Consider the following 13048-nt stretch of genomic DNA (forward strand, 5'->3'; position numbering starts at 1 on the left):
TTAACACTTTTTAACTCTCTTCATTTAAGCCCAAGATGTTTTACGCTATGGTGACTGCAATAAAAAATAACTAAAACCAGTCATATAAGGGATCAAGATGGGAAAGGCATATCCAATTTCTAAGCTTGCGGTGCTCACTGCGGGTCTCCTGTTTACCACATCATATTCAATGGCATCGGACCGAAGCCATCAGATAACCACAGATGATTTCTTCGATATCGGCGGCATGAGCAGTGTGCAGCTTAGCCCTGATGGTAAACGGGCACTCTGGCTCGAGTCGCGTTGGGACAAAGAATTAGATAAATCACAAAAAGACCTGTGGCAAGTCAATACTAAGACCCGCCAGACAACTCGACTCACTTTTACTAATGAGAGCGAGTCTAGCCCACAATGGAGTCCGGATGGCACTTACATCTATTACTTGAGTAAGATCACCCATGAGGATAAGAAAGCCCCTTTCAACGGCAAGAAGCAAATTTTTAGAATTAGTCACAATGGTGGTGAAGCGGTACCTATGACCAAAGAGGTCGAAGGAGTCAGCGCCTTCTCAGTGAGCAATGATGGTAACAGCCTCTACTTCCTGACCAGTAAAACAGTTAAAGATGAAGATCTATGGGCTGACATGCGCGCCAGCCATGATAAACCTGAATATGCCCATGGTGAACGTAAGACCAACCCGCTTTATAAACTCGATCTACAGCATTTTAAACAGCAGCTCGTATTAGACGATGACAAGGTGGTATGGCAATTCAGCGTCAATAACGATGGCAGTAAGATAGCCCGTATTACCACATCAGATAATGAGCTAGTTAATCTGGAAGGTTGGTCTGATATAGAGATCTATGACACCAAGAGTAAGACCAGCAAGGTGTTAGAAGACACGGCGTGGCGTGAGCAAGCGCCATCACCCTACGGCTGGTTACTCGGCTTAGACTGGCACAGTGACAATCAACAACTCGCCTTTAGAATCGACTTCGATGGACATCCGGGCAAACTCTTCGTCAGCAATACGGCGAAAGGTTCATTACTCGAGATCACTCGCCCCGATGATGTGACCCTAAGCGCAGCCAATATTCATTGGCGTCCCAATAGTGACGAGATCTGTTATCGCGGCGCCGATCATGCCCGCGTTAAGCTATTCTGTACCGAGATAGACGACGATGAACAGGGCGATACCCGTACAGTGATCAAAGGGGATCTGGTCATCGGCAGCTACAGTTTCAGCCATAATGGCAAGAAGCTCGCCTTCAGTCACAATGGACTGGATCATTTCTATGATCTGTTTATCGCCGACGCCGATAGCAAGCGCGCTAAATATAAACGCATGACCAATATCAACCCTCAGGTCGATAGCTGGATATTACCGCAGATCCAGATAGTTAAGTGGCAAGCACCAGATGGAACGAGTGTCGAGGGGATATTAGATCTACCCGCCGGATACAAGAAAGAAGACGGTCCCCTGCCGCTAATCGTACAGATCCACGGCGGGCCCACATCTGCCACACCCTATGCACTGCAACACAGATCCTATGGTCGTTCGACATTTACTGCAAAAGGCTGGGCGCTACTGTCGCCAAACTATCGCGGATCCACCGGCTACGGTGATAAATTCCTCACTGACTTGGTCGGCAAGGAGCATGATATTGAAGTCAAAGATATCATGGCTGGCGTAGATCAACTGATTGCCGACGGCATTGTCGATGGCGATAAGATGGCCGTGATGGGCTGGAGTAATGGTGGCTATCTTACCAACGCCATCATCAGCACAAATACCCGCTTCAAGGCGGCGAGTTCTGGTGCTGGTGTATTCGACCAACGCCTGCAATGGATGCTGGAAGACACCCCAGGTCATGTGGTCAACTTTATGCAAGGACTCCCCTGGGAGAAGCCTGATGCTTACACTCATGGTTCTTCATTGACCCATGCGGACAAGATAAAGACACCAACACTGATCCACATAGGTGAAAATGATCAACGCGTACCAGCAGGTCATGCACAAGGTCTTTATCGTGCCCTCAAGCATTACCTGAATGTGCCAGTCGAACTCATCGTCTATCCAGGTGAAGGCCACGGACTGAGCAAGTATCAGCACAGGAAAGCTAAGATGGAGTGGGATCAGAAATGGTTCGAACATTATGTTCTAGGCAAGGCTGTCGATTAAAAGTTCAAGGCTAAAGCGAGCGACAAAAATGTGTTTTTTAGCCTGAACATAAGCTGACAAGTAAGATAAAAGCGCCTATTTTTAGGCGCTTTTATCTTTTACAGCATTCTATTTCTCTTCATAGCTGGGTATGCTGTATTCCAATAGTTTTCGAAACGGAGTCCAGAATGAAAAAATTCATTTCTATCATTGCCACTTCCTGCGCCCTTGTCGCCAGTTTGCTCATGTCTCAAGTCGCCCTAGCCGATGAAAGCTATGCCGAGACGGTCGCCAACTTCAAGCAGGCTAATGATACCCATAAGTTTTTCGATAACGCCTACGGTTACGCCATCTTTCCTACCGTCGGCAAAGGTGGATTCGGTATCGGAGCCGCATACGGCAAGGGGCGAGTGTTTAAAGGCAACGACTACACAGGTGATACCAGCCTGACTCAGATATCCATTGGATTCCAGATTGGCGGTCAAGCCTATAGCGAGATCATCTTCTTCAAAGATGCTAAATCTTATGATGAGTTTACCAGCGGCAGCTTCGAATTTGGCGCTCAGGCATCGGCCGTAGCCATCACTATAGGCGCTAACGCTCAGGTGGGCACAACCGGAAACTCCAGTAGTGCAGGAAAGTCAGCAGCTAAGGCCTCATACATTAATGGTATGGCTGTTTATACTTTAGCTAAGGGCGGCTTGATGTTTGAAGCAGCGCTGGCTGGACAATCGTTTACCTTTGAAGAGAAATAAGGCCCTAGGTTCGAGGCTCTAGGAACTAGGAACTAGGACCTTCATTACTTGTTGTCGGATAACAAGTTTCAAATATCTTTCTTGAATCAGGTTTCATTTAACTGTTTTGTTATTTGGTTATCTTTAGGTAGCCATGGCTTCATTGCTATCTATTGCTTGCAGCAGGCTCACATGTAGCTACTTCTGTGGGTCGCTGCAAGTACAGTCCCTGTAAGCTCTACCAAAACTTCCATGTTTTGGAAGCCCACAGGGCCAATTTTGTTCCATACAAAATTTGGCATTTCCTCCGCTGACCCATATGGATATGGGGAATGTCTTAAAAGCGTCTGGAACGCTTAAGACCATGGAGGTCAGAAGTGCTTGCGGCGTCTCGCAGAACTTTCTCAAAACAAGAGTGCACCTGCCTCGCCGGCCAGGCGATAGATAACCATGGAGGAAAAGTTATCAATATGCTCCCCAATACCAACTCAGCCAGAAGCTAAATCAAAAAATGTGGTCAACCTTCATTCGAAGGCTAACTACTTATGCCCCAAGGAGCCGGTGGTAGTGCTACCGGCTTAGTCAGATCGAAATCCACTCTAAAATCACGTTCCTCACGGGTCAAACGGTAAGTAAACTCTTCTGGCTCGATATACATGTGCCACACATTTGTAATAGAAACATCTAAACCGTTTTCTCTGAAGTTATTGATTGAAGATGCATCGACGGGAAAAGACTGCTGCTCAGCACTGCCCATATCTGCTGTCATGCCACCATACATGGTCACCTTGTCTTCACTGCCATCTTTATGGCGATGATCATGCGCTAAATGTAGGCCATATTGGGTTTTGGTGATCACCCAGGTACGCGAGTGATCATCACCCACATGAAACGGCACCTTAAGCTCAGTCTCGCTACACTCGCGCACATGCATGATGAGTTTCTTGCCGCTGAACGCCGAGTCGGCAGAGTTACCCGCAGTAACCGTTCCCTCAAAAGCCTTACCACAATGGGCGGCTATACTGTCGAAGAAGGCATCCTGTTCAGATGTAGTGGCAAGAGCTGGCAAGGTAATAAATGAGGTCGTAGTGAGCAAGAGTGCAAGCTGTGAGTATTTTGTTGTTTTCATTATTATCTCCGTCAATTTGAGCCAGACAGCCTAACATAAGCAGATAAATTTTAACTTAAGGGTCTAAAAGCCCCTCCATAAACAATACATGGAGGGGAAAAGGGCAGGATGATTAACTAAGCTTTTCAACTCTCACAGGGATCCCGTGCCGGCAGTTAGCGCCGGTCCAATAATCATTGAGCATACTGGCTCTCTGCTTCCGAGTTGGATCCGATGGGATCATCTGGTTAATTGCCACTCCACCAGCACGCTCTTTTAAGCCCGCCAGCTTTTGACCATTGATAATCCTGTCATCGCCACCAAATCCTTGGGTGTGACCAAAACCATGAGACACACACACAGCCCCTTTTACCACGCCAAAGTCAGTTTGCAGCAAGCCAATGGCAGGTTTGCCGTTAGCCGTGATCAGCTTGACGCTATCGCCGTCGCTTAACCCCTGCTCACTGGCAGTATCTTGATTCATATAGATATAGTTAGTCGGGCTTATCTCGGCAATACGCTTATAGGCCACCGCATAGTTAGATCTCACCGTGGCTTTATAACTTGAAAATAACAGAGGGAACTCTGCTTGAGGCCAGTGACTCTCCCAGGTATCCCCATTCCAGAATCTATGCTCCTGGTAGGTAATAATGCCCGGATAATGCTCACCAGAATAAGCATGGCGTAGCTGGGCTACTGCTTCATGATAAATTTGCAGACATTTAGACCCAGCCCCCTTAATGAATTCCCCCTCGTAGCGTTCATCAGCCACATAATAACCGCCGCGAGATAGCAGCGCCTCGACCTCATTGGCCTCAGTTGTGGTTAATCTTGAAGTAAGCGGCTTCATCGCATATTCAAGCCCTGCCCACAGCCTGTCTTCTGCGGTAACAATCGGTAAGTTTTCACATTGTGATGCTACGTTGGCTAAATACTTAGCATGCCAGTCCTCGAAGCAAAGTAGATCGGCTTTACTCCCATCTTCATGACCGATAGCACCTTTACCGAAACCAGGGAGCTGCATATCTAGGGCTATATCGATTAACAGTTGCTCCATACAAACATGTTGACCACGTTCATTTTTAACGGTTCTAGGAGTAACCAGTGGCGCCGCGGCCACGACGCCTAGCATGTGAGAACCCCACATGCGGTCGGCTGCATACTCTTCCAACATAGAACGGTCTGGAATAAAGTAATCGGCATAGCGGTTGGTTTCATTCATATGACAATCGATACCGACAATTAACGGTAGACGCTTAGGATCGGCAATACTCGCCACCACCTCCTGGCTGATCGATGCCGCACTATAGAGGAAGTTGTTACGCCAGTTGAACAGCACTTTAGCTCGATATGGATCGGCGTTGGCATGACTGGTCCACTGCTCCGCCGCGTTCATGGCCGGCAGCACTTCATGCCATGGTGTACTCGCAGGGTATGGGTTTTGCCCCTTAGCCACCTTCTGTCGATACTCGGTCGAAGACTCATAGGCACCATCACGACAAGCATTGACAATACCCTCTAAATTAACGCCTGTGACGATATTGGCCAGATCGTAGCGGCCTTCCATGCCACCAATCGGTCCATTACCATAAATTGCGCCACCTTTAGCATCATGGGAACCCACTAAGGTATTTAAGGTTGCCCAGATCCATCCCATCACAAATCCATCCGATGAATTCGTTCCACCATTACCCGCAACACAAGCTTTGCGGCCGTAATGGCCAAGATCTTTTGCAACCTGACGCATATCTTCTATGCTAATTCCAGATTTAGCAGCGTACTCTTTCATACTTGTACGCTGGGACTCTTCTCTAAGCAGATAGAGAGACGAAGCAAGTTTTACCCTGCGACCAGACTTATCTTTAAATACTTTGCTGACAAAAAGTGACGCCTTATCACCACTTTCAGCCGAGATAAACTCTTGGGTATTAGCCTTGATGATAATGGCTTCATCACCACCTAGACCAAAGTCTTTTGCCTTCGCGAAACGACGATACTTAGGGTGCTTAGGATCGACGACGACTAAATGACCCGCATTGGTATAGTTAAGTTCAGCCGCAGCCTTGGCAGCTTTCTCACTCGCGCCTTCGAGGTGGATTTTATTAAACCAGCCCTCTTCTAACATGGTACGGATAACACCGAAGGAGAACGCCGCATCTTGGCCAGGTTTAACCGCTAACCACTTAGCATTAGTATCTGCTGCGACTGTCGTTCTGAGCAATGGATCGACACACACATACTTAAACTTTCTATCGACGCGGCTATCGGCAAGACCACGGCCAACTAGGTTAAGGCTAGCACCAGATGATCCCGGGCTGGTGCCCATAAACAGACCGTATTCGACATTGTCCCAGTCGACATCATTGAGCCACTCTTCGAAGCCCGATGCCATACCTAGACTGTATCCCGTCGCCTGAGCGGCACCGCAATAAGCATGTTTAGTCCCTAAATTACTGGTACCCCAAGACTGCTGCATAAAGCGCGCATAAAAACTGCCACGTAAGGTATCTTCTGCGCAGTAAGTCGCGAACAGATGATTGGCGGCACTACCAAACTCAGGAAATCCCGGCTTGACCAGTTTATCGAGCTGACGCAAGCTACGTAGCCCCTCTACATGGCCTTCACCAAACAGATCTCCGCCCTTTAATATTTCTTCTAACGCTTGTTCATAACTGATGCTGACCCACTTACCTTCACCGCGTTTTCCATCGCGTTTAAGCACTTGAGTCACGCGGCGTTCATCATCGACCGAATCGGCACAACTCGCTCCCTTAGCACAGGTAGTAGCACGGTTTTCCAACCCCGCCTCACCCGCCATATCGATATAACTTTGCTTCACACTGGTATCCATCGGCAGCGGTGAACCTGAGTTATTTTCACAGTATGGGTTTCCACCCACCTTCAAAACCTTGTCACTTTTCTCATCTATACGTACACGCAAACCACAGATGTTGTAACAGCTAAAGCAGCGGGAATATGCCGTTCTTATTCCAGGCATTTTACTCCATTGACCATCAGCACTCTGTAGACACTCTGGAGGAATTGGGTGACCGAAACGGGATACATCTTCGCTGTGCACAGGGTGAATGGGTTGAGTTTTTTCACTACAACTTAGAGTAGCCGCAGCGACAGAAACAACGCCCGCTTGGGTTAAAAATTTACGTCTATCCATTGCCAACTCCTAGCGCTGCCATTCGAGAAAATTAAGTGACAAGATCTCTTGATCATCTGCCTGCTCTGGTAAACCGATATAAAAAATATTGGGCTGAGTACCTGCTTCAGATAGCATGGCATAAGCCTTATTGTCTCTAAGTAGCCGAGAGATCTTACTCTCAGGATCATTCAGATCTCCAAATATCCTAGCTTCACCAATACAGGTCTCAACACAGGCAGGCAGTAGGCCTACTGATACGCGGTGAATACAGAAATTACACTTTTCCGGGGGAGACTCTAAGGTCTCATCTTTGCGCCTAGCCCCATATGGACACGCATCGACACAAAGCTGACAATAGATACACTCGTCATGATCAATGACAACAATGCCATCTTCCTTGCGCTTATATGTTGCCTCTACCGGACATACATAAACACATGCAGGGTTATCACATTGATTACACTGATTCGGAACGGCCAAAGTTGATATCTGGCCTTGATGCTCAATACTCGCTTGATTAACTCGAGTTCTTCCTCGACCAGCATCAGTCTGGTTCTCCATAGCGCAAGAGACGGTACAGGATAAGCACCCAGTACAACGACGAACATCAAACACCATAGCCAAACGTTTTCCTGCAGTTTTTGCCTGTAATTGTGCCATCGGCACAATTGATAGCATGGCACCACCAGCAGCCATTTTTAATATCGAACGTCTATCCAGCATAATCCACCCTTACACATAAACTATATTTATATAGCCAATATGAATTGACCTTTATTTTAAAATACACAAATAAAATTAAATTAATAACTAGAATTGAATTTAAAATATAACAATAAAACAAAGGTCACACTTTTAAAATAAAAAACAAAACTTTGAAATAAAATAGCAGCTAGTATTTAAGAATGAGTTTTTCGATAATAAATTAAACGTCATACAATCGAATAAGCAATCAACAAGATTAAAATCGCCCTATATAAAACACAAAGACACACGCAAAAACAAGAGGTTAATGAAAGTCACAGGGTGACCAATAAGAATAACCACAATAATTAAATTTCTGACATTCAAGCTATTATTGGATTACACACAAATATCGAATATTGATATTTGCATTTATCGATATTTGATAAGTGAGACCAACATCAAAATAAGAATAATAACCACATTAAAAGTGTGACATATAGCACTGTATTAACTCTTACATACATAGATGATACCTGCCAATAACAAATCACTCGATATAGACCATGAATAAAATAGACCAGTTAAATTATAACCAACTAAAAGTGTTTATTTCAGTATATGAACATGGTCAAAGTCATCAAGCAGCAAATGAATTAGGGATGACAGCATCTGCTGTAAGCCGAACTTTAAAAATATTAAGAGAGATATTTAAAGATTCACTCTTTATACGTCGTGCCTCCGGATTTGTTGCCACAGAAAAAACTCATCAGATAATTCCAATGGCCAAGGCCCTGGTCGAACAGTACCAACAAATAGAGGAGCAGCATTCAGTCTTTACTCCTGCCGAGTCAGGGGGCCAATACATCATTCATGCCTATGATGAATTCGTCTACGCGGTGAAGAAGGTAATACGTGATGACATACTTTTCGAAGCACCCAATCTTCGTTTCGATGTTCGCGTTCTCACCCATGATTGCAGTATGGAGTTGGCCAATGGTGATATGGATTTCGTGGTGGTATACGAAGGATTCAATGGTAAAAATCTTAATTATGAAATGTTTGCTGAAACAGACAGCTTATATATATTAGCCAGAAAAGATCATCCATTACTATCTCAAACACTGACCTTGGAAGCCATTTCACACTACCCCTGCCTTGAAATAGATAATTATGACGACCTGACTTGCCCGCTGTTAGTCAATCTTTGCCGCGAACAAAATCTCACCATGGAAGTTGAAGGTTATACCGATAGCCTAGCATCAGCCATGAGACTGCTTAGCGAAAGCAATGCCATAACATTGAGCTGCAATCAATTCACTCGTCAGTTCGTCAAGATGCTTCCCCAGATCCAATACATCAAATTACCCGATAACCTGGCGCAAAAATGCCGTATCCGCCGCAGAGAAAACCGAGAAATAGGTAACTATATTCTCTTTGGAAATACCAATAACTCAGCCGCATTTAACTGGGTAAAATCCAAACTAATCTGTGGCTTAGAAAAAGAATGGCGGCTCGCCAGCGATGAATAAATTACATTTTCACCGGCTCATGGATGACTTAGTCCCTGCAACCGTCTAGTCACTTACAGCCAATTGAACCAATAGGAGCATGTCCAACAAACATGTAAATCAGTGCCAAAGAGTGAGCTAAATAATAAAGAGTGTGAGCAGAAAAGCATGTAACGGCACCATCAAGCTACGCCTGAAGCCTGAGCCGTACATAGCCACAAGGTTAAGTATCTAACTTTGCAAATAAAAATTAAGTAGTGAACAAAACTACCAAGATGGGGAATACATATGAAGATTAACAGACGCGCATTCCTGCAGGGGGTTGGAGCCAGCTCCATTGTCAGCTCTCTGTCAGGCTTGATGCCCGGCATTGCCAGTGCTACGGAACAACGTGGCGGCGCGCCAGACAAGTTACTCAAGCGCGAAGGTGAGATCAAATATCACACTTGCCAACGTAACTGTGCTGACCGCTGTTTGCTGAAGTTTACCGTGCAAAATGGTCGTATGACCTATGTTGAAGGTGCTTCAGAGATGAAGAAGATGGGCACCTCACCTTGCGTTAAGGGTCATGCCTATGTGCAGTACACTTACGCTGCCGATCGTATCTTACATCCGATGGAACGTGCGGGTGAAAAAGGCGAAGGTAAGTGGCGTCGTATTTCATGGGATGAAGCCTATGCAAAAATCAGCACGCGCCTGAAGACTATCATTAAAGAGCACGGTGCGGATTCGATTCTGCCATACAGCTATTCGGGCCACGAAGGAGTTATCGGTAAGTACGGCGGACCTAGCCGTTTCTTCAACGCCGTAGGAGCACGTAAGCTAGACCGTAAGGTGTGCGTATTCGCCGCCTATGAAGGCCTTAAATCTGTGACCGGCACTTATCAAGGTCCAGATCCATACGACAATATCTATACCAATTGTTATATCTCTTGGGGTCAGAACGAGACGGCAACCAACGTTCACGGCATCAAGTTCATCAACCAGGCACGCGATAAGGGTGCCAAGCTATTGGTAGTGAACCCAATACGCACACCTATCGCGTCCCAAGCCGATATCTGGCTACAGCCAAAACCAAGTACCGATACCCATCTCGCTGCCGGTATCATGAAGTATCTGATCGAGAACAACTTAGCCGATATTAAGTTTATCAAAGCCAACACCCTTGGTTACCAGGACCTGCTAAAACGTCTAGACGAAATGAGCTACGACGAAATTGAGAAGGTCACAGGCATACCAAGAGAGAAGATGTTCAAGTTCGCCAAGGTCTACGGTGAATCTGAACTATCTGTATTACGACTGGGCTATGGCATGCAGCGCAACTACAACGGCGCCCGTATGTCTCGTGCCATCGCTATGATGCACGCCGTTGCGGGTCAATTCGGTAAAATTGGTAACGGTTTCGTTTACGATAACACCCAAGCCGATGACAGCCTGAACTACTCTAAGGGTCGTGCGGATCACATTCACCCGAACCCGGATACCGTGGGTCACGTCAACATGACGGAGATCGCCAAGGCCATTCACCCGACTAACCCGACAGCCTATGGCAAGCCAATCAAGCCAATCAAGGCGGTGATTAACTACAACGGTAATTTCGTATCTGTTGCCCCAGATTCAAATGCCTGTCGCCTTGGTGCGATGCGTGATGACCTATTCTTAGTCGTTCATGATTTCTTGATGACAGATACCGCCGAGTTAGCAGATATTATCGTGCCATCGACCACACAGTTCGAGTTCCCGGATATGGGTACCGATTACAACTGTTACCACATGCAAACGTCTGAAAAAGTGATCGAACCTCTGGGTGAATCCAAAGATAACTGGATCTTCTTCAAAGAGTTAGCCGCCCATATGGGACTGGATCATCACCCCGAGCTGCGGGTCGATTATGAACAGATCCTGCGTGACTTCTTAGACACAGATGAACCAGCATTTAGACACAACAACATCACCTACGAGCAGATCATCAAAGAGAAATTTGTCACGGTTTACGATCAACGTCCTTACTTCGGTGACGGCAAGTATAAGACTGACAGTGGCAAGATTGAATTCCATTCTCAGATGATGAAGGACGCGGGCTACCACCCGGTGATCGACTTTGGTCTGCCTGAAGATGAGATGACCCCTGAAGAGAGAAACTTACCATTCCGCATGTTATCTCCGGCGATCCCTCAACGTGCCAACAGCGCCTTCTATAACGTGAAGTACATTCGTAACTTCCCGGCGTATTTTGCCAAGGTTAATACCGAAGATGCCAAAGAGCTTGGGATTAACAATAACGACCGAGTCAGACTCAGCAACCACAGAGGCGAAGCTTTCTTCATCGCCCAGGTTTCAAGTCAGGTTGGCCGCGGCACCGTAATGGCACCGAAGAACAACTGGCGCCGCATGGATCCACAGGGCAAGGCCAGCTGTACCAACAACCTCACCACCGACAAATTGACCGATATGGGCGGCTGCTCTGCCTACCATTCGACTAATGTCGCGCTAGAAAAAGCCTAAGGAGTAAAAGATGTCTATTAATCAGAAAGTGGGCTTTGTCTTCAGACAAGAAAACTGTGTCGGTTGTGGTGCCTGTACTGTCGCCTGTCAAATTCACAACGAGCTGCCTGAAAACCACAGATTCCGTAAAGTCGATCGCTATGAAGTCGAGCGCGAAGATGGCGCGATTGATGTGTGGTTATCTCATTCTTGTATGCACTGTGAAAACCCAGCCTGCCTCATTGTCTGCCCAGCTAAAGCCTACCATATCAGAGACGATGGCATAGTCGTGCTAGATAGAGAAAAGTGCACAGGTTGTGGCCTGTGTGCCAGCGCATGCCCCTACTCGGCAGTCAGTATTCGCGAAGATGATGGCAAGGCCGATAAGTGCAACATGTGTGTCGAACTGCTAGATCGCGGCATGAAACCAGCCTGTGTTACCGGCTGTCCGGTGCAATGCATAGAAGTCGGCAATATCAATGAAGTGTTGAAAAAGCCTTCGGCAAGTAAAGAAGGCATTGGCTACGGCGACTGCATTACGAAACCTAACATGGTGATCATTAAGGAACGTGCATGATGAAAGCTGAATATGGCTCAACCACAACGGCATACTTCGCTTACAAATCGATGATTTTCAATCCTTCGGGAACAGAGGCATTGAAAGGCCTCATCGACTACTTAAGTGCAAACAGACCCAAAAGTCCTCTAATCATCGAAGCTAGAAAATTTGTCGAAGATCCTGCGGAGCTTGAGTTTGATTTTAATCGCATGTGTATTGGGCCATATAAGCTACTGGTAGCACCTTATGAAGGAGTACATATCAGTGGTAATCATGTCATGAATACTGATGAAACCGTCAGGGTTGCCGAGTTTTATCAAGAGATAGGGCTGGTTATCGACGATCAGTTTAATGAACCTGCCGACTTTATCGGTAATGAACTTGAGTTTCTCTACTGTGTTCACGCCTTAGCCTGGGAACAAAAACAGGCAAGTAATCTTGATGCATCCATAGAACTCAAGCAATTAGCTAATGAGTTTATCACCAAGCATCTAGGCAATTGGATCGCTCCCTTCTGTGAAGGAATACGCCAACATGCCTTTCACAATTTTTGGCGTGAGTTCGCTATAGAACTTCATCATTTCATCATCAATCAGATGAATGATGATGTTAACAGCCCCGAGCCCTGTTAACTCATCGCTACCGAGTAAAACGGCATTATCCACATATAGCCG

At 46.3% G+C, this 13048-nt stretch carries 9 protein-coding genes; 6 read left to right on the plus strand and 3 right to left on the minus strand.

Annotation, left to right across the window (positions count from 1 at the left end):
* Positions 1-97 precede the first annotated feature (97 nt).
* Together FM037_RS25985 and FM037_RS25990 are read left to right on the plus strand one after the other, a co-directional pair.
* Entirely contained in the window at positions 98-2161 is a 2064-nt protein-coding gene (locus FM037_RS25985; protein ID WP_144048384.1) for a S9 family peptidase, read from the plus strand.
* Between the two features lie 167 nt (positions 2162-2328).
* Positions 2329-2895: a lipid-binding SYLF domain-containing protein gene (locus FM037_RS25990; protein WP_144048385.1), complete on the plus strand. Its 567-nt coding sequence runs from the start codon at positions 2329-2331 to the stop codon at positions 2893-2895.
* A gap of 514 nt (positions 2896-3409) precedes the next feature.
* Here FM037_RS25990 and FM037_RS25995 read toward each other — a convergent pair.
* The 3 genes from FM037_RS25995 to FM037_RS26005 all read right to left on the minus strand — a co-directional run bounded on the left by FM037_RS25995 (position 3410) and on the right by FM037_RS26005 (position 7859).
* A complete protein-coding gene (locus FM037_RS25995) occupies positions 3410-4003 on the minus strand; it encodes a hypothetical protein (RefSeq protein WP_144048386.1) in 594 nt (197 codons plus the stop codon).
* A gap of 112 nt (positions 4004-4115) precedes the next feature.
* On the minus strand, positions 4116-7154 hold the full coding sequence (locus FM037_RS26000) for a molybdopterin-dependent oxidoreductase (protein ID WP_144048387.1): 3039 nt from the start codon (positions 7152-7154) through the stop codon (positions 4116-4118).
* 9 nt (positions 7155-7163) lie between these two features.
* Positions 7164-7859 carry a 4Fe-4S dicluster domain-containing protein gene (locus tag FM037_RS26005; protein WP_144048388.1) on the minus strand — a complete coding sequence of 232 codons (696 nt, stop codon included), beginning with the start codon at positions 7857-7859 and terminating at the stop codon, positions 7164-7166.
* 527 nt (positions 7860-8386) lie between these two features.
* Here FM037_RS26005 and FM037_RS26010 point away from each other — a divergent pair.
* The 4 genes from FM037_RS26010 to FM037_RS26025 all read left to right on the plus strand — a co-directional run bounded on the left by FM037_RS26010 (position 8387) and on the right by FM037_RS26025 (position 13006).
* Positions 8387-9352, plus strand: coding sequence for a LysR family transcriptional regulator (locus FM037_RS26010; RefSeq protein ID WP_144048389.1), 966 nt, complete (start codon positions 8387-8389; stop codon positions 9350-9352).
* Positions 9353-9619: 267 nt separating this feature from the next.
* Positions 9620-11836 carry a molybdopterin-containing oxidoreductase family protein gene (locus tag FM037_RS26015; protein WP_144048390.1) on the plus strand — a complete coding sequence of 739 codons (2217 nt, stop codon included), beginning with the start codon at positions 9620-9622 and terminating at the stop codon, positions 11834-11836.
* Between the two features lie 10 nt (positions 11837-11846).
* Positions 11847-12392 carry a 4Fe-4S dicluster domain-containing protein gene (locus FM037_RS26020; protein WP_144048391.1) on the plus strand — a complete coding sequence of 182 codons (546 nt, stop codon included), beginning with the start codon at positions 11847-11849 and terminating at the stop codon, positions 12390-12392.
* Complete coding sequence (locus FM037_RS26025) at positions 12389-13006, plus strand: TorD/DmsD family molecular chaperone (protein ID WP_324617101.1); 618 nt, start codon at positions 12389-12391, stop codon at positions 13004-13006. The genes FM037_RS26020 and FM037_RS26025 overlap by 4 nt, the downstream gene beginning before the upstream one ends.
* Positions 13007-13048 lie beyond the last annotated feature (42 nt).

Source organism: Shewanella psychropiezotolerans, assembly GCF_007197555.1.
GTDB classification, from domain to species: Bacteria; Pseudomonadota; Gammaproteobacteria; order Enterobacterales; family Shewanellaceae; genus Shewanella; species Shewanella psychropiezotolerans.

What these genes read in the sequence shown, in the direction of transcription:
- FM037_RS25985 (WP_144048384.1), top strand. Translation starts at nt 98, where the DNA reads ATGGGAAAGGCATATCCAATTTCTAAGCTTGCGGTGCTCACTGCGGGT.
- FM037_RS25990 (WP_144048385.1), top strand. Translation starts at nt 2,329, where the DNA reads ATGAAAAAATTCATTTCTATCATTGCCACTTCCTGCGCCCTTGTCGCC.
- FM037_RS25995 (WP_144048386.1), bottom strand. Translation starts at nt 4,003, where the DNA reads ATGAAAACAACAAAATACTCACAGCTTGCACTCTTGCTCACTACGACC.
- FM037_RS26000 (WP_144048387.1), bottom strand. Translation starts at nt 7,154, where the DNA reads ATGGATAGACGTAAATTTTTAACCCAAGCGGGCGTTGTTTCTGTCGCT.
- FM037_RS26005 (WP_144048388.1), bottom strand. Translation starts at nt 7,859, where the DNA reads ATGCTGGATAGACGTTCGATATTAAAAATGGCTGCTGGTGGTGCCATG.
- FM037_RS26010 (WP_144048389.1), top strand. Translation starts at nt 8,387, where the DNA reads ATGAATAAAATAGACCAGTTAAATTATAACCAACTAAAAGTGTTTATT.
- FM037_RS26015 (WP_144048390.1), top strand. Translation starts at nt 9,620, where the DNA reads ATGAAGATTAACAGACGCGCATTCCTGCAGGGGGTTGGAGCCAGCTCC.
- FM037_RS26020 (WP_144048391.1), top strand. Translation starts at nt 11,847, where the DNA reads ATGTCTATTAATCAGAAAGTGGGCTTTGTCTTCAGACAAGAAAACTGT.
- FM037_RS26025 (WP_324617101.1), top strand. Translation starts at nt 12,389, where the DNA reads ATGATGAAAGCTGAATATGGCTCAACCACAACGGCATACTTCGCTTAC.